This window comes from Vibrio sp. 2132-1 (genome assembly GCF_033344315.1).
In genome coordinates, this window is the sequence record NZ_JAWPON010000008.1 from 168793 (window position 1) to 185556 (window position 16764).

Annotated in this window: 15 protein-coding genes and 1 other annotated feature; of the genes, 12 read left to right on the forward strand and 3 right to left on the reverse strand. The window is 44.2% G+C overall.

The genetic code is table 11. The features are described from left to right. Positions 1 to 504: 504 nt before the first annotated feature. From R8N47_RS11165 to R8N47_RS11180, 4 genes are all read left to right on the forward strand, one after another. A complete protein-coding gene (locus R8N47_RS11165) occupies positions 505 to 1464 on the forward strand; it encodes a TIGR01212 family radical SAM protein (protein WP_137281717.1) in 960 nt (319 codons plus the stop codon). A 35-nt stretch (positions 1465 to 1499) separates the two neighbouring features. Beyond that, positions 1500 to 3245 (forward strand): GGDEF domain-containing protein, encoded by a 1746-nt coding sequence (locus R8N47_RS11170; protein WP_053306884.1) that lies wholly within the window; start codon positions 1500 to 1502, stop codon positions 3243 to 3245. A gap of 237 nt (positions 3246 to 3482) precedes the next feature. Next, positions 3483 to 5837, forward strand: coding sequence for an aerobic respiration two-component sensor histidine kinase ArcB (gene arcB / locus R8N47_RS11175; protein WP_053306885.1), 2355 nt, complete (start codon positions 3483 to 3485; stop codon positions 5835 to 5837). A gap of 1 nt (position 5838) precedes the next feature. After that, a complete protein-coding gene (locus tag R8N47_RS11180; RefSeq protein ID WP_005381825.1) occupies positions 5839 to 6288 on the forward strand; it encodes a hypothetical protein in 450 nt (149 codons plus the stop codon). Positions 6289 to 6373: 85 nt separating this feature from the next. Here the strand turns inward: R8N47_RS11180 and arcA are convergent, their stop codons facing one another. Then, on the reverse strand, positions 6374 to 7090 hold the full coding sequence (arcA, locus tag R8N47_RS11185; protein WP_005381824.1) for a two-component system response regulator ArcA: 717 nt from the start codon (positions 7088 to 7090) through the stop codon (positions 6374 to 6376). Positions 7091 to 7451: 361 nt separating this feature from the next. On the opposite strand from arcA, the gene R8N47_RS11190 reads away from it, so the two are divergent. Together R8N47_RS11190 and R8N47_RS11195 are read left to right on the forward strand one after the other, a co-directional pair. Beyond that, entirely contained in the window at positions 7452 to 7859 is a 408-nt protein-coding gene (locus R8N47_RS11190) for a DUF3293 domain-containing protein (RefSeq protein ID WP_053306886.1), read from the forward strand. 64 nt (positions 7860 to 7923) lie between these two features. Next, positions 7924 to 8406, forward strand: a complete 483-nt coding sequence (locus tag R8N47_RS11195) for a putative 4-hydroxy-4-methyl-2-oxoglutarate aldolase (RefSeq protein WP_005381822.1) — start codon at positions 7924 to 7926, stop codon at positions 8404 to 8406. On the opposite strand, the gene R8N47_RS11200 is transcribed toward R8N47_RS11195, so the two are convergent. Next, positions 8403 to 8873, reverse strand: a complete 471-nt coding sequence (locus R8N47_RS11200; protein WP_053306887.1) for a hypothetical protein — start codon at positions 8871 to 8873, stop codon at positions 8403 to 8405. The genes R8N47_RS11195 and R8N47_RS11200 overlap by 4 nt on opposite strands. 423 nt (positions 8874 to 9296) lie before the next feature. Between R8N47_RS11200 and thrL the strand changes: the two genes are divergently transcribed. The 5 genes from thrL (at position 9297) to R8N47_RS11225 (ending at position 14996) form a co-directional block, all read left to right on the forward strand. Then, positions 9297 to 9374 (forward strand): thr operon leader peptide, encoded by a 78-nt coding sequence (gene thrL, locus R8N47_RS11205; RefSeq protein WP_074192076.1) that lies wholly within the window; start codon positions 9297 to 9299, stop codon positions 9372 to 9374. After that, positions 9310 to 9429, forward strand: a sequence feature (Thr leader region). Its footprint overlaps the gene before it by 65 nt. 53 nt (positions 9430 to 9482) lie before the next feature. Beyond that, entirely contained in the window at positions 9483 to 11942 is a 2460-nt protein-coding gene (gene thrA / locus R8N47_RS11210; protein ID WP_053304351.1) for a bifunctional aspartate kinase/homoserine dehydrogenase I, read from the forward strand. Between the two features lie 20 nt (positions 11943 to 11962). Then, positions 11963 to 12919 (forward strand): homoserine kinase, encoded by a 957-nt coding sequence (thrB, locus tag R8N47_RS11215; protein WP_064353631.1) that lies wholly within the window; start codon positions 11963 to 11965, stop codon positions 12917 to 12919. After that, positions 12916 to 14196 carry a threonine synthase gene (gene thrC, locus R8N47_RS11220; RefSeq protein ID WP_061007749.1) on the forward strand — a complete coding sequence of 427 codons (1281 nt, stop codon included), beginning with the start codon at positions 12916 to 12918 and terminating at the stop codon, positions 14194 to 14196. Before thrB ends, thrC begins: the two co-directional genes overlap by 4 nt. A gap of 140 nt (positions 14197 to 14336) precedes the next feature. Continuing rightward, positions 14337 to 14996 carry an NADPH-dependent FMN reductase gene (locus R8N47_RS11225; protein ID WP_054822993.1) on the forward strand — a complete coding sequence of 220 codons (660 nt, stop codon included), beginning with the start codon at positions 14337 to 14339 and terminating at the stop codon, positions 14994 to 14996. Between the two features lie 111 nt (positions 14997 to 15107). Here R8N47_RS11225 and grcA read toward each other — a convergent pair whose 3' ends face one another. Next, entirely contained in the window at positions 15108 to 15485 is a 378-nt protein-coding gene (gene grcA, locus R8N47_RS11230) for an autonomous glycyl radical cofactor GrcA (protein ID WP_005381814.1), read from the reverse strand. Positions 15486 to 15811: 326 nt separating this feature from the next. Between grcA and nfo the strand changes: the two genes are divergently transcribed. Then, positions 15812 to 16696 (forward strand): deoxyribonuclease IV, encoded by an 885-nt coding sequence (gene nfo / locus R8N47_RS11235; RefSeq protein ID WP_176311275.1) that lies wholly within the window; start codon positions 15812 to 15814, stop codon positions 16694 to 16696. Positions 16697 to 16764 lie beyond the last annotated feature (68 nt).

The following is a 16764-nucleotide window of genomic DNA, read 5'->3' on the forward strand; positions in this document are numbered from 1 at the left end:
AATACTACCTAGACTATTGATTACGTCTTGTCCTTTATATTTATTATCGCCACCGATCTAGGTTGACCGGTCTTGATTCCTTTCCGTATCTCGCAGGAAAAGTTTTGCGAGAAAAACAATCCTTGGTGGTATCCCTTTATTTATTATCACTATCTAGTGATTTATATAGGTAGGAGTGGGATAACACCGACAAATCCCGCAGTGTGCTTTGTAATAAAAGTCACAAAAATAACGGGGTTGTGTAAGTATCCTACAATTTTGTCACTTCAGAATGCAATGAAAAAGTCGGCGTTGTGACCCAATTTTTTCGTTTAATTATGCATTTTTAGTTTAACATTTACGCAACATGAACGATTTTTGTCTTTAATTATGCAAGTTTATTGATTTTGACCTGCATGATGGGTGTTTGAATTGATTAATATTGTGTGTTTTTTCTTGCAGGGATGTAATTTATTTACACAGATCGTAGTGAGATTGATTACGATTTATTGTTGGTGAGAATTTATGCAGTTACATGAGTTGGTCAATACAATCGGCCAAGATCTTCAGCGTCGATACGGTGAAAAGGTTCATAAGTTAACATTGCACGGTGGATTTAGTTGCCCTAACCGCGATGGCACGATTGGGCGGGGAGGATGTACATTTTGCAATGTGGCTTCGTTTGCAGATGAAGAAGTCCAGATAAAAAGCATTCACGAACAGTTAAAAGATCGCGCAGGTGAAATTCACAGAGCGAAGAAGTATCTCGCTTATTTTCAGGCCTACACCAGTACCTATGCCGAAGTACAAGTTCTCAAAAACATGTATGAGGAAGCACTAAAGGCTGCAGACATAGTTGGTCTTTGTGTGGGGACGCGTCCTGATTGCGTCCCTGATGCGGTATTGGATTTACTGTCGGGCTATGTACAGCAAGGTTATGAAATTTGGCTAGAACTAGGTCTTCAAACCGCCAACAATGACACCCTAAAACGTATCAATCGTGGTCATGACTTTGAGTGTTATGCCGAAATCACTAAGCGTGCGCGAACACTCGGAATCAAGGTTTGTACTCACTTAATTGTGGGTTTACCCAAAGAAACCCGCGCCGAAAATATTGAAACGCTGCAAAAAGTGTTGGCCGTGGGAACGGATGGCATCAAGTTACATGGCTTGCATATTGTCGAAGGTAGCACCATGGCGAAAGCTTGGCGTGCTGGAAAGCTAGAAGCCCCTGAATTAGAAGAATATGTTGCGATCGCCAGTGAAATGATTCGTATGACACCACCAGATGTGATTTATCATCGCGTTTCATCAGCAGCCAGGAGGCCCACGTTATTATCGCCTCTGTGGTGTGAAAACCGTTGGCTAGCGATGACGGAAATTGGTCGAGATCTCAGTGCTCATGGTGCTCAAGGGAGTCTTACGGGGAATACCTTTATCTATACTAAACCGGAATTAATAGCAGATCGCTCAATAAATAACTGATATATTTTAACCAGTGTTCTTTGAAGGTTTAAACGATGGATCAGTTACTCAATTGGCTTTGGGGTGGTCAAGGCGGTTATGGCTATGTCGTCTTGTTATTAATCGCAGGCGTGTGTGCGTTAGCACTGATCTATTTGCACTTTCAGACGTCACTTAAGAAACTAGTAACGGATTCTCCCTATCCAGTCATAGTGGTGGACACTAGCCATGCTCAGCTCTTGCTATCTAACCAGGCTGCGATGCAGTTATTAGGCATTCGCTCTTTGGGAACGAGGTATTTGTATCCTGCTTTATTCGATATTCATGAGCTTGAGCAGTTTCTCGCTCGCTTCTCTAGTCGTCATTTTCGTCAGCAGGCTTTTGACTGGCGACTATCTGATAGTGAATCTATTAAAGTGGAGCTGTCAGGCAGAAAGAGTTTATTGCGCAATCATCGAGTTTGGATTCTTTATGCTCAGCCATATCAAGCCACTCACCAAGAGCAGCAACAAGAACTTGCGCAATTAATCATCGCACGTTCGGCATTAGACTCACTTTCAGAGCTGATTTGTACCCAAGACCGCCAAGGCAATCTGTTAACGACCAATCGAGCATTTGATCAATTCTGGCAAGGGCGAAGGGAAGAAGCTTGCGCACCCAAGACCTTGGGTGAGATGACCAGAAAAAGCGAACGTAAATGGACAACGGATCCACAAGGTCGAAGTTGCTTATTGGAAGTCAATCAAAACTCTCTTGTTTCGCCGAGTGGTGAGCTTATCGGAACGCTGTCTATTAGTCATGACGTGACTGAATGGCACAAGATGCAACAGAATCTGCGAGATGAAATGGAGCGTCGCAAAGATACAGAGGTGGCGCTAGCGCAAAGAGATACTATCTTACAAACGATTCTGGATGCCAGTCCGGACTCTATTGGTATTTTCAATGAGAACATGGTCTATCAAGCGTGTAATCAGCCTTTTGTTAAGGCGTTAGGCATTTCAAAAATTTCTGATTTGATAGGTAAGCGCCTCCAAGACGTGATTCCTAAAGAGATGTACGCGCGCTTAGCAGACAGTGACTTAGAAGCATTACGCCAGTTAGAGCCAGTTCGATACATAGATAAAGTCGTGAGTAGTGATGGTAAAAGTACGTGGTTTGATGTGGTGAAATCGCCTTTTAAAGATAAAGCATCAGGAACGAATGGTGTGCTGATCATGGCGCGTGATATTTCTGAGCGTTATCTTGCAGAACAAAAGTTGGAAAAAGCCAACCTAGAGTTAGAAAAATTGAGCTTTATGGATAGCTTAACTCAAGTATCGAACCGACGCCGTTTCGATGAACAACTGCAGGTATTGTGGTACCACCATGCTAGAGAAAAGCTGCCGCTCACCATCATGTTATGTGACATCGACTTTTTCAAAGATTACAACGACTGTTACGGTCACCAACAAGGTGATGAAGCGTTAGTCAGTGTTGCTACCGTGTTTACACAAGTCATCAATCGTTCTTCGGATTGTGTTGCGCGTTATGGTGGCGAGGAGTTTGGTTTTATATTGCCGAATACCACCACGGAAGGTGCGCGCAACGTAGCGCAGCGTATTCATGAGAAAATTCTACAGCTTGATATGGAACACGACAGTTCAGAAGCATCTGAACGCCTTACCGTCAGTATCGGTCTGGTCTCTTACATTCCTCAGCATGGTGATGAACCCGAAATGGGCATCGCTATGGCTGACAGTGCGTTATATCAAGCTAAAGCTGATGGACGTAATCGCACCTGTATTCACCCCAGTTCTTGCTAACGCTTTGTGACCGCTTGCTCTAAGTTGATAGCTGATTGTTTAAATCACCGTATTAAACACGTTAAAATTACAGAAGCCTGTGTGCTCGTTGGTTTATCTTTCTATCTCGTGTCACAAGCGCAGATCGCACCGTGTGTTTTTCACTAATCAAACAGACCTAAATTGCGTTAGGTCGAGTGCATTTACCTGTTTTTCATCATCGAATGGCGCTATCTAGCCACCACCATGGAGTAGTTAATGAAACCCATGAAAAATCTCGCCCAGTATTATGTCGACTTGCTAGTCAAACTGGGGATTGTTCGCTTCTCTATTTTGCTAGCCCTTGCGCTGGTGGCATTAGCTGTTGTGGTGCAGGTAGGGATTACTTTAGCTCTCAAAGGGCGAGTAGATGATATCGACATTGTCCGTTCGGTGTTTTTTGGTCTATTGATCACCCCTTGGGCGGTTTACTTCCTCTCTGTGGTTGTCGATCAACTAGAAGAGTCTCGCCAGCGTTTAACTAAGCTGGTGTCCAAACTGAAGGACATGCGTTCGCGAGATCAAGAGCTGAATTACCAACTTCAACAAAACATTGAAAAGCTTAACCAAGAAATTGAAGAGCGTATTAAAGCGGAAGAAGCACGTGAAGAGGCGATGCAAGACCTCGAAAACGAGGTGTTCCAACGCGAACGTACTCAATTAGAGCTGGCAGAACGTACCGCATTACTACGTTCATTTATTGATGCCTCACCAGACTTAATTTACTACCGCAATGCGGATGGTGTTTTCTCTGGCTGTAACCGCGCGATGGAAGAGCTAACGGGCAAGAAAGAGCACCAGTTAGTCGGATTAAGCCCTTGGGATGTGTATAGCAAAGAAATCGCCGAGCATATCGTTGATACTGACCAAAAGGTTTTTGCCGATAATCAAGCGATTACTTACGAGCAATGGCTCGAATACCCAGATGGTCGCAAGCATTACTTTGAGCTGCGTAAAGTGCCATTTTACAGCAAAGATGGCCGCCACCTTGGTCTCGTTGGGTTCGGTCGTGATATCACTGAACGTAAGCGCCATGAAGAGTCGTTAGAGAAAGCAAGCCGCGACAAAACTACCTTCATCTCAACCATCAGTCATGAGCTGCGAACGCCGCTGAATGGCATTGTAGGCTTAAGTCGTATGCTTCTAGATAGTCCGTTGACAGAAGAGCAGCGTAAACACATGCAGACCATCAATGTGAGTGCGATTACGCTAGGTAACATCTTCAACGATATTATCGATATGGATAAATTTGATCGCCGTAAGTTAGAACTATTACCTGCGCCACTTAACTTCGAAGACTTCGTCGCAGAGATTGAGAGTATCTCAGCTCTGATGGCGGAACAAAAAGGGTTACGCTTTGACTTAGAACGTTTAAGCGACTTGCCAAAAGCAATTGAAGTGGATGCAACCCGTCTACGTCAGGTGATTTGGAACTTGGTCAGCAACGCAATGAAGTTCACCAAAGAAGGTGGCGTTGTGATGACAGTGAGCGCGGATGTCGAAGACGATTTTGCGACCATTATTATGGAAGTGGAAGACACAGGTATTGGTATTCCAGACGAAGAGCTAGATAAGATCTTTGCGATGTACTACCAAGTGAAATCAGGCAAGGACAACCTGCATGCGGTCGGTACAGGTATTGGTTTGGCGGTATCTAAACAACTGATCAATATGATGGATGGTGACATTACGGTTACCAGTGAGGAAGGCTTTGGTAGCACTTTTACTGTATCGATCCACGTTCCGATTGTTGAACTAGCTGAGCCAGTCATTGATGCGAAACGCGACAATGTGCGCCTCAACATATTTATGGTCGAAGACATCGAGCTTAACGTAACTGTGGCTAAATCGTTACTTGAGAGCCTAGGGCACTCTGTCACCGTGGCAATGACGGGCCAAGAAGCGTTAGTGAACTTTGTGCCAGAAAAATACGACTTAGCGTTGTTGGATATCCAACTGCCTGATATGACGGGCTTTGATGTCGCCAATTATTACCGCGAGCATTATAACAATCTTCCTCCATTGGTCGCCTTAACTGCTAATGTAATGAAAGATCGTCGTGAATACTTAGATAACGGCATGGATGATGCGATCAGTAAGCCGCTGGCAGTGAATGCCATTCAGTCAGTGATTGATAAATTCTTCGCTCACCAGTTAGAACAACCTAAGGAAGTAGTGAGCGGTCCCGAAACAGTGGAAGAGCCAGTGCCTTCTCCTGTGATTGAGACACATTTGCTCGATATGGATATGTTAGAGTCTTACGTCGACATTGTTGGTGCAACACCTGTCTACGACAGCATAAAAATGTTTGAAGATATGATGCCAGACTATATCGATGTCTTAGATTCGAACATGACAGCGAAAGATCAAGATGGGATTGTTTCTGAAGCGCATAAAATCAAAGGTGCTGCAGGTTCAATTGGCCTGAAACGTATCCAAAGTGTGGCGCAAAAAGCGCAATCGCCTGATATGCCAGCATGGTGGGAAAACATTTCAGACTGGGTTGAAGAGATCAAAAATGAATACCAAAACGATATTCAAGTCCTCAAAAGTTGGTTGGAACAAAGGAAATAACATGAAAAGAATCGCACCATTGGCATTAGCCATGGCATTGATGGCAGGCTGTAGTTCCGTTCCAAATGTGAATTGGCAACAAAACAGTCAGATTACGATTAATGAGGTTAATGTTGAGCTCAAAAGTAATTTATGGGTTAACCTCATGCCGAATATTGGGGACGTGGAAGAGCAAAGTATTCAAGGTGCACTTTACCTCGAAGGAGATCAGTTACTTCCTGCAAATCTAACGGCAGAAGCTCTTATTATTAAACAGGGGCAAAAAGAGTGGTTGGTGGACAGTGCGTCTTTAGATACTCGAACGCACAGTGAAAGCCGATGGGAGGTGGCGTTCTCGTCTCACATTGATGTGAACACAGAAAAATCGGTTGATATCGCAGTGCTTCTAGACGATGCGGGTAAACAGCGTTGGTTAGTCGAAAAGTACGTGAAGATTAACAAGGTTTATTAACCGCAATGATGTTGCATTAGTCGTTAGACCTAAAACAAAAAGGGCTTGCTCAATGAGCAAGCCCTTCGGATATTAGCGGTTAAATCTAGTCTTCTAGATCGCCACAGAAGCGGTAACCTTCGCCGTGGATAGTGGCGATGATTTCTGGCGTACCTGAAACAGACTCAAAGTGCTTACGGATACGACGAATCGTTACGTCTACAGTACGGTCGTGTGGCTTAAGTTCACGACCAGTCATCTTCTTAAGAAGATCGGCACGAGTTTGAATCTTACCCGGGTTCTCACAGAAGTGCAGTAGTGCGCGGAACTCAGAGCGAGGTAGCTTGTAGCTATCACCAGCAGGGCTTACTAGAGAGCGGCTGTTGATGTCTAGTACCCAACCGTTGAATTCATACTTTTCTACCGAGCGCTTCTCTTCTTGCACCGCGTTAGAGCTCATTGAGCGACTAAGTAGGTTACGTGCACGAATAGTTAGCTCACGTGGATTGAATGGTTTAGTGATGTAGTCATCTGCACCAATCTCAAGACCTAGGATCTTGTCTACTTCATTGTCACGGCCTGTCAGGAACATTAAAGCAATGTTCGCTTGCTCGCGTAGTTCACGCGCTAGTAGAAGGCCATTCTTGCCTGGAAGATTAATGTCCATAATAACCAAGTTGACTGAGTTATCAGACAACACTTGGTGCATCTCTTCACCGTCACTGGCTTCAAAAACAGCGTATCCCTCTGCTTCAAAAATACTCTTAAGAGTGTTACGAGTTACTTGCTCATCTTCAACGATAAGAATCTGCGGGGTTTGCATTGGCGGTACCTAAATTTGTGACAAAATTGTGCTAATAGAATAAATTCTAGGCAAAAATATAACATACAGGTAATGTGATTTTGATAATAAATCAAGTTGATCAAAAAAACACTTCTTTCAGTTATCCGCCCTCCATGGAATTTTGCCAACTCACCAGTATCCAATGGCGACGTTTATTCTAAAGGGCTTGTTTACCTTTCATTTCCTGCTTTCAGTGGGGCCTGAAACGTAAACACCCTAAGATATTGAGCGGATTTTATATTGTTAACAGCATGCTAACAATGCTCAAATGTTAATTCCATTCAGTTTGTTGATTTATATCAATTGATGAAATGTAACTGTTATTAATCGTTTAAGACTTATGATAGAAAAAAGTAATACGAACATAGACGCATCGTTATGGAATGCTTATTCAGAATCTTTTTTCAGATTCGAAGCCGAGTGGCGTGTTTCAAACTATGCTGTGATAACCGCTTGGAACCCATACAGTAACTTGAGGTCCAAAGAAGAGAACAGCATAAACAATCACGCGTTAGAAAAACAGCTACAGCACGTTAATTACGCGCCTGTCACGGTAGGTGATAGCGCTTTTACATGGTATGAGGAAAGCTTTGCCGTCGAGTTGTCGCCAGAGGTAGCTGTTGAATTGGCGAATGACTTTCAACAAAACGCGATTTATTACGTCATTAATGACCAACTTTATCTTATTGCGTGCTCGCAGCCGAAAGTTTTTCATACGTTAGGCTCCATTAAACCTCGGCTCGTATAGAAGGTATAGAAAAGGATACTGCTCACTGAAGCATCGCTTGGGTGAGAAAATTCACGGAGGAAATATGAGAGACATTACACCCGATATTTGTGACCAATTTGAAGACCAAGTGAGCTTGCTTACTTTACCATTGCAGAACTTTGGTCAACGTAGCGCTTTTTACGGTGAAATCGTTACGGTGCGCTGCTATCACGATAACTCGAAAGTGCGTGAAGTACTGGGCGAAGATGGAACGGGTAAAGTATTGATTGTTGACGGGCATGGATCGTGTCAGAGAGCATTACTCGGCGATCAATTAGCGATACTCGGAATAGAAAATGGGTGGGAAGGCATCATTGTCTATGGTGCAATACGCGACGTAGCACAAATATCTCAAATGGACATTGGCGTTCAAGCTCTTGGAACTAACCCGTTTAAAACAGAGAAACGCGGGATAGGAGAGGTAAACGTAACCTTAACGATGCAAAACCAAATCGTTCAACCTAAGCACTACGTTTACGCGGACTGGAACGGTGTATTGATTTCTAAGCAAAAGCTGGACTTCTAAAAACGAAAGCCTAAACCAACCTCAAAGCCTTGTTGCCAATCTTGGTAATCAAGAGTCGCGTGAAGATCCAGTTTATCGGTAATTTTTACGCGACTTGATACTTCAGCCGCGAGGCTGCTGTCGTCTTGGCGAATACCTTCCGCTGTTTCGTTCTTGTAAGAGCGAACTGTACTTTTCAGCGTGACACGATCATTAAAGTGATAGCTGATCCCACTCAAAAAACCACTTTGATTTTGGGTAGGAGAGTTATTGACTCGCGCACCGACATAAACGTCTACCGAATCAAAAAGTTCGTAGGCGTAACCCGTATCGATATTCCAAACATCAAAACTGTCAGACTGATAACTGTCGCTGGAAATGAATAGTTTATGAGGAGAAGGGGATGTTTTACCTGGAAGCGGCGGAAGCACGTTGGCTAGACAAACACCAGGCACAAAAAACAGCAACAGAAAAAGCCATCTTTTCATGTTCACCACTCCTTGTGTCAACTTTTTTATTAGTATGCGCCCAAAGCTTCTCACTATTAAAGCATAGAATATGAAAGCTAGCTCACCTATTTTCTAAATAATTCGATCCTATGAACATAAGTCACAGTTAAGTTGTTGTTATGTGTCACAACCCTCTCGAATTATTTGATCGTACGTTTTATGGCACAGATTAGACTAGTTATTAGATAAAAAACCGAACTGGTGATGATAGTTAAGTCCTTTACAAAAACTAACTGTAGATTTCCAAATGATCAATAATGTGTAATTAACTATAAATATCAATGACATTGCTTAGCAGAAATCTCTGAAAGATGGAAAAACAAACAATTTTTTGTTGACTATGTATCAGAAACTCGGTAAACGTAGAGTTAAGCAAACACAATTAACGTTGAATATTTATTTATGCCATCTAACAGCCTAGTAGTAATGACCACGACCATTATTATTACCGACACGACACATGTTGGGGCAGGCTGCTGAGCGAAAGAAATTCACAAAAAAGGCCTGTATCCAACAAGATACAGGCCTTTTTTTATGCTTTTTTATCCAGAATTTAGACAAATTTAAGAAGATATACCGGAGGAAGGGATGCGAGTATTGAAGTTTGGCGGATCATCACTAGCTGATGCAGATCGCTTTTTGAGAGCGGCAGACATTATTGCCAATAACGCTCAACAAGAAGAAGTAGCGGTTGTTCTTTCCGCTCCTGGTAAAACAACAAACAAATTGGTTGCGGTCATTGAAGGCGCATTGCGCAATGGTGAAGCAGAACTACAAATCAAAGAGTTGGAGGAGTCGTTTAAAACGCTCTTCACTCAAATCCAAGCAGTACTACCCAATATCGATGGTTCAGCTTTCGATAACCAAGTGAAAACTTCTCTCTCTCAATTACGCCAGTTCGTTCATGGCATCAACCTTCTTGGCATGTGCCCAAATAACGTCAATGCACGCATCATCAGCAAAGGCGAACGCGTTTCAATTCAATTGATGAAGGCAGTGCTTGAAGCGAAAGGCCAACCTGCGCATCTTATCGACCCAGTCGAGTATCTATACGCAAAAGGCGATCACCTAGAAGCCATGGTCGATGTTGAAGTTTCGACTCAGAACTTCCGCCAGAATCCTCTTCCTCAAGGTCATGTGAACATCATGCCTGGTTTTACTGCCGGTAACGAGAAAGGTGAACTAGTTACACTAGGTCGTAATGGTTCAGACTACTCAGCGGCGGTTCTTGCGGCGTGTCTGCGCGCAGATTGTTGTGAGATCTGGACTGACGTAGACGGTGTATACAACTGCGACCCTCGTTTAGTGGAAGATGCTCGCTTACTTAAATCTCTTAGCTACCAAGAAGCAATGGAGCTTTCTTACTTCGGTGCTTCCGTTTTGCATCCGAAGACCATTGCTCCTATCGCGCAGTTCCACATCCCATGTCTGATCAAAAACAGCTTTAACCCACAAGGTGCAGGAACTCTGATTGGGCAAGACACTGGTGAAGACAATCTGGCGATCAAAGGTATCACGACGCTAAACGACCTAACCATGGTTAACGTCTCCGGCCCAGGTATGAAGGGTATGGTTGGCATGGCAAGCCGCGTATTTGGCGCAATGTCTTCCGCTGGTGTGTCTATTGTTCTTATTACTCAGTCTTCTTCTGAGTACAGCATTAGCTTCTGTATTGAGGCAGAAGATAAAGCAAAAGCGCAACAAGTACTGGCCGATGCGTTTGAGTTGGAACTGAAAGATAGCTTATTAGAGCCGGTCGAGTTTATTGATAATGTTTCAATCATAACGTTGGTTGGTGACGGCATGCGTACATCGCGCGGTGTTGCATCTCGCTTCTTCTCATCTCTTGCTGAAGTGAACGTAAACATTGTAGCCATCGCACAGGGCTCATCTGAGCGTGCAATCTCAGCCGTGATTCCTGAAGATAAAATCTCTGAAGCGATCAAAGCGTGTCACGAGAACCTATTCAACTCTAAGCACTTCTTAGACGTATTCGTGGTTGGTATTGGCGGCGTTGGTGGTGAGCTGGTGGATCAGATCGAGCGTCAACAGGCGAAGCTTGCGGAAAAAGGCATCGTTATTCGCGTGTGTGGCTTGGCAAACAGCAAAGGTCTTCTGCTTGATAGTGAAGGTCTGCCACTCGATCATTGGCGTGATCGTATGTCGGCTGCGACAGAAGAGTTCAGCCTAGCGCGTTTGATTTCTTTGGTTCAACGTAACCACATCATCAACCCAGTATTGGTTGACTGTACATCAAGTGAAGATATCGCGAACCAATACGCTGATTTCCTAGCTGCTGGTTTCCATGTCGTTACACCAAATAAAAAAGCAAATACAGCAAGCATGGCTTACTACCATCAGCTTCGCGATGTTGCGCGCAGCTCTCGTCGCAAGCTGATGTACGAAACAACTGTGGGGGCGGGTCTACCGGTAATCGAAAACCTGCAAAACCTAATCTCAGCGGGTGATGAGCTAGAGCGCTTCAGCGGTATTCTTTCTGGCTCTCTGTCATACATCTTCGGTAAGTTAGATGAAGGTATGAGCCTAAGTGAAGCAACTAATATCGCAAAAGAAAATGGTTTTACTGAACCGGATCCTCGTGATGACCTTTCTGGTATGGATGTCGCGCGTAAGCTTCTGATCCTAGCTCGTGAAGCTGGCATGTCTCTAGAACTAGAAGACGTTGTGGTTGATCAAGCACTGCCACCAGGTTTTGATGATTCTGGTAGCGTTGATGAATTTATGGCGCGTTTACCTGAAGCAGACGCCTACTTTAAAGAATTATCTGCAAAGGCAGCGGAAGAAGGCAAAGTACTGCGCTACGTTGGTGAGATTAATGAGGGCAAGTGCACAGTAAGCATCGCAGCGGTGGATGAAAACGATCCAATGTATAAAATCAAGGACGGTGAAAACGCACTGGCATTTTACAGCCGTTACTATCAGCCAATCCCACTAGTGTTACGTGGCTATGGTGCAGGCACCGAAGTAACGGCTGCGGGTGTATTTTCTGACGTGATGCGTACTTTAGGTTGGAAACTAGGGGTATAACAATAATGAGTTCAAGTGATATGGATGTAGTGGTTTATGCCCCAGCATCAATTGGTAATGTAAGCGTTGGCTTTGATGTGCTGGGGGCTGCCGTGTCTCCAGTGGATGGCACACTATTGGGTGACCGTGTATTGGTGAAATCTGGGGCTGATCCGTTCAGCCTTAAAACGGCGGGTGATTTTGTTGAGAAATTGCCAACTGAACCAAAAGAGAACATCGTCTACGACTGTTGGCTCGTGTTTTCTCGCGAGCTAGACAAAAAAGGCGTCGAGCTAAAACCACTTGAGATGACGCTAGAAAAGAACATGCCAATTGGCTCTGGTTTAGGCTCAAGTGCATGTTCTATCGTTGCTGCATTAGATGCATTGAACCGATTCCATGGACAGCCACTTAACGAGACAGAGTTACTGGCACTGATGGGAGAAATGGAAGGCAAGATTTCTGGTGGTATTCACTACGACAACGTCGCACCATGTTACCTTGGCGGTGTGCAATTGATGCTTGAAGAGTTGGGTGTCATCAGCCAAGAAGTGCCTTGCTTTGATGATTGGTACTGGGTGATGGCGTATCCGGGTATCAAAGTATCCACAGCAGAAGCGCGTGAGATCCTACCATCTCAATACCGCCGACAAGATATCATTGCCCATGGTCGCCACCTTGCAGGCTTTATTCATGCGTGTCATTCTGGTCAGCCAGAACTTGCTGCAAAAATGATCAAAGACGTGATCGCAGAACCGTATCGTGAGAAACTGCTTCCGGGTTTTGCGAATGCACGTCAATACGCAGCGTCTGCGGGGGCATTGGCTACCGGTATTTCTGGCAGTGGGCCGACACTGTTCAGTATTTGCAAAGAAAAAGATGTCGCTGAGCGAGTTGCTCGCTGGTTAGAACAGAACTACGTACAAAACGAAGAAGGATTCGTCCACGTTTGTCGTCTAGATAAGCAGGGTTCGAAAGTAACAGGAAGTGAGCTATGAAGCTTTACAATATAAAAGAAAATGATGAACAAGTTTCCTTTGGCCAAGCCGTTCGCCAAGGGTTAGGTCGCAATCAAGGCCTATTTTTCCCATCGGAATTACCAAAATTTGAAGATATCGATGCGCTGCTTGCAGAAGACTTTGTCTCTCGTAGCACTAAGATTCTATCGGCATTAATTGGCGATGAACTTGCAGAAGAGCAAGTGAATGCTCTTGTTGATGCTGCGTTCCAATTCCCTGCGCCTATCAACCAAGTAAAAGACGGTGTCTATGCACTGGAGCTGTTCCATGGTCCAACGCTTGCGTTTAAAGACTTTGGTGGTCGCTTTATGGCGCAATCTCTTGCTGCGGTTTCGGATGGCGGCAAGATCACTATTCTGACTGCAACTTCTGGCGATACTGGCGCAGCCGTTGCGCATGCTTTCTACGGTATGGAAGACATCAACGTTGTGATTCTTTACCCAAAAGGCAAAATCAGCCCGCTGCAAGAGAAGCTATTCTGTACGCTTGGTAAAAACATTCACACTGTTGCGATCGATGGTGACTTCGATGCGTGTCAGGCTCTGGTTAAGCAAGCTTTTGATGATTCTGCACTGCGTGAAGAGATCGGTCTGAACTCAGCAAACTCAATCAATATCAGCCGTTTGATGGCGCAAATCTGTTACTACTTTGAAGCAGCTGCGCAAATGAGCAAGCAAGAGCGTGAAAACCTAGTCGTGTCTGTACCAAGTGGTAACTTTGGTAACCTAACTGCTGGTCTACTGGCAAAAGCGCTGGGCTTGCCTATCAAACGCTTTATCGCTGCAACGAATGCCAATGACACGGTTCCTCGCTACCTAGAAACAGGTAAGTGGGAGCCAAAACCAACAGTCGCAACAACATCGAACGCGATGGACGTGAGCCAACCAAACAACTGGCCTCGTATTGAAGAGCTGTGTCGCGTGAAAGAGTGGGGCTTGGAGACGCTAGGTAAAGGTGCAGTATCTGATGAGCAAAGCGCACAGTCAGTAAAAGATCTATACAGCATGGGTTACCTGTGTGAACCGCACGGTGCGATTGCTTACCGCGTTCTTGAAGAACAATTGCAAGACGGTGAAACCGGTCTGTTCCTATGTACTGCTCACCCTGCGAAGTTCAAAGAAGTGGTGGATGATATTCTAGAATCAGATATCGACCTTCCTGCGCCACTAGCGAAGCACGCTGCGATGGAGCTGCTATCGGAAGATCTCGACGCAGACTTTGACGCACTGAAGCAAGTACTGCGCCGCGTGCAGTAAGCTTCAAAAATACAGTCAGTATCAAAAACACAAATAACGAGAGGTGAATGAGCAATCATTCACCTTTTTTATTGTCGGTAAGTTTTAACTCTCTTTATGATTGAGAAACGAACTTAACTAAATGAGATGGAAAGAGAAGCATGCATTTTTTGATTTTTCTAGGTTCGGTGAGAGACAGCACGCCACCAAGACCAGCCCGTTTAGGAATGCGAGTCAGTAGAGCGTGTGAAAAACTCATCGTGAGTCAGCATTCGCAACATACTGTCGAAATCATTGACCCATTGGACTATGACTTTGGCGATGTGTTTAAGCCCGAGTTTGCTTATCACCGCTCTAAAGTGCCAGAGCACCTAAGCGAGTTGGCAAACAAAATCAAACATGCCGATGGGTATGTGATGGTTAGCCCGGAATACAACCATTCGATGAGTCCAGCCTTGGCAAACATGCTTAACCATTTTGGCAGTTCGCTGTTTTCCTATAAGCCAAGTGCGATCGTGACCTACTCTGCTGGGCAATGGGGTGGTGCTCGTGCTGCAGTGTCGATGCGTACTTTCTTATCTGAGCTGGGGTGCTTGCCTGTGTCGGCAATGATCCATATTCCGAAAGCACAAGAGGTGTTTGATGAACAGGGCGTTGCTGCGGATGAGTCGGATCAGGTGCAGTGGGACAGCTATATGAATCGCACTATGTATCAATTGATTTGGTGGGCAGAAGGGGCGTCACTGCAAAGAGATAGGCTTGATCCAACCTCTTTAGCGCAAGCGTTTCAGAAAGATCCTTCGCAAAGAAATGCACCTTAGAGGCGAGTTGCTTTCCATTATAGAAAGGGTTTAGAAGGATTCTGAAACAAAAAAAGCTTGGTCATTGCTGACCAAGCTTTTTAAATTCTAGCGAGCTAGTTTACTGAGAGATTATAGAGTCTCAGTAAAAGTACGAGCGATTACATCACGTTGTTGCTCTGGAGTTAGCGAGTTAAAACGTACTGCGTAACCAGAAACACGAATAGTTAGTTGTGGGTATTTCTCTGGGTGTGCAACTGCATCTTCTAGTGTTTCGCGTTTAAGCACGTTCACGTTTAGGTGTTGGCCGCCTTCGATACGAGGAGCAGTTTCGATTGCAACTTCACGGCTTTCGTATTCACCTAGGTCGCTGATTGCGATAACTTGGTCTGCTTCGTAGCCAGCAGTTGCAGCAACACAGCGAGCTTCATTTTTTTCGCTATCTAATAGCCAGATAGAGTTTAGTAGGTCGTCGTTTGCCGCTTTTGTAATTTGGATACCTTGGATCATCACTATCTCCTAGACCACTTACGTGGTGATTATTGGTGTTAATTTTCGAATTTTCGTTGAGCTGAGTATTATATAGCTAATATCCACTATTTTAATATTGATTTAAGTCAAAAAACAACCAAAAACATTATTTTTATTAAGGTAATTTTATTGAGTTAAATCAATAAAACCTTTGAAAACAAAATAATTACAATTTATTTGATAATATAAAAAATATTTAATAACTGGTTTTGTTGTAAATTTACTACAAATTGAGATTAAAGTTTAAACTGGTTAACGCAACTATCTGTATTTAGGTAGCAATACTGAAAGTCTAAAGTGATTAAATGACAAACATGAAAAACAAGCTTGGGAATAAACTCATTGGTGCACATGTCTCTGCTGCTGGTGGGGTCGATCAAGCTCCGTTGAGAGCTCGTGAAATTGGCGCGAATGCCTTCGCACTATTTACAAAAAACCAACGCCAGTGGGTGGCGAAGCCTTTAGAAGCAAAAACCATCAGTGCGTTTAAAGCGAACTGTAAAATGCTGGGTTTCGGAGCAGAGCATATTCTTCCCCATGATTCTTATCTGATTAACTTGGGTGCGCCGGAAGAAGAAAAGCTGAATAAATCCCGCGCGGCATTTATTGATGAAATGGAGCGTTGTAATCAGTTGGGGCTGACTTTGCTTAACTTCCATCCGGGTAGTCACCTAAAGAAAGTCTCTGAACAGGAGTGCCTCGCGATGATCGCCGAGTCGATCAATCTTGCGCATAAAGCGGTGCCGAATGTGATCGCTGTTATCGAGAATACGGCAGGTCAAGGCACTAACTTAGGCTGGAAGTTTGAACACCTTGCTGAAATCATCGAGCAAGTGGAAGATAAAGATCGTGTCGGCGTTTGTATTGATACCTGCCATACCTTTACGGCTGGTTATGACTTACGTACAAAAGAAGATTGCGAGCGCACCTTTGCAGAGTTCGACCGTATCGTAGGTATGCACTATTTAAGAGCAATGCATCTAAATGATTCAAAAGTAGAGTTTGCCAGCAAAGTAGATCGCCACCATTCGCTAGGTAAAGGAGAGATCGGGTGGGATTGCTTTGAGTACATCGCGAAAGACCCTCGTTTTGATGGTATCCCTCTGATTTTGGAAACAATTGATCCAGATATTTGGCAGCAAGAGATCAACACGTTGCGTCAATTCCATTTAGCGGCCATTGCCAGTTAATGGCGTAACCACAAAGTTGGCACCTTTCTTTCTTAGTCATTGAACATCAATCTCTGAATTAGCAAAGA

Excerpts from the sequence above, each read along its gene's own strand:
- R8N47_RS11165 (WP_137281717.1), top strand. The coding sequence starts at position 505 with ATGCAGTTACATGAGTTGGTCAATACAATCGGCCAAGATCTTCAGCGT.
- R8N47_RS11170 (WP_053306884.1), top strand. The coding sequence starts at position 1,500 with ATGGATCAGTTACTCAATTGGCTTTGGGGTGGTCAAGGCGGTTATGGC.
- arcB (WP_053306885.1), top strand. The coding sequence starts at position 3,483 with ATGAAACCCATGAAAAATCTCGCCCAGTATTATGTCGACTTGCTAGTC.
- R8N47_RS11180 (WP_005381825.1), top strand. The coding sequence starts at position 5,839 with ATGAAAAGAATCGCACCATTGGCATTAGCCATGGCATTGATGGCAGGC.
- arcA (WP_005381824.1), bottom strand. The coding sequence starts at position 7,090 with ATGCAAACCCCGCAGATTCTTATCGTTGAAGATGAGCAAGTAACTCGT.
- R8N47_RS11190 (WP_053306886.1), top strand. The coding sequence starts at position 7,452 with ATGATAGAAAAAAGTAATACGAACATAGACGCATCGTTATGGAATGCT.
- R8N47_RS11195 (WP_005381822.1), top strand. The coding sequence starts at position 7,924 with ATGAGAGACATTACACCCGATATTTGTGACCAATTTGAAGACCAAGTG.
- R8N47_RS11200 (WP_053306887.1), bottom strand. The coding sequence starts at position 8,873 with ATGAAAAGATGGCTTTTTCTGTTGCTGTTTTTTGTGCCTGGTGTTTGT.
- thrL (WP_074192076.1), top strand. The coding sequence starts at position 9,297 with ATGCCATCTAACAGCCTAGTAGTAATGACCACGACCATTATTATTACC.
- thrA (WP_053304351.1), top strand. The coding sequence starts at position 9,483 with ATGCGAGTATTGAAGTTTGGCGGATCATCACTAGCTGATGCAGATCGC.
- thrB (WP_064353631.1), top strand. The coding sequence starts at position 11,963 with ATGGATGTAGTGGTTTATGCCCCAGCATCAATTGGTAATGTAAGCGTT.
- thrC (WP_061007749.1), top strand. The coding sequence starts at position 12,916 with ATGAAGCTTTACAATATAAAAGAAAATGATGAACAAGTTTCCTTTGGC.
- R8N47_RS11225 (WP_054822993.1), top strand. The coding sequence starts at position 14,337 with ATGCATTTTTTGATTTTTCTAGGTTCGGTGAGAGACAGCACGCCACCA.
- grcA (WP_005381814.1), bottom strand. The coding sequence starts at position 15,485 with ATGATCCAAGGTATCCAAATTACAAAAGCGGCAAACGACGACCTACTA.
- nfo (WP_176311275.1), top strand. The coding sequence starts at position 15,812 with ATGACAAACATGAAAAACAAGCTTGGGAATAAACTCATTGGTGCACAT.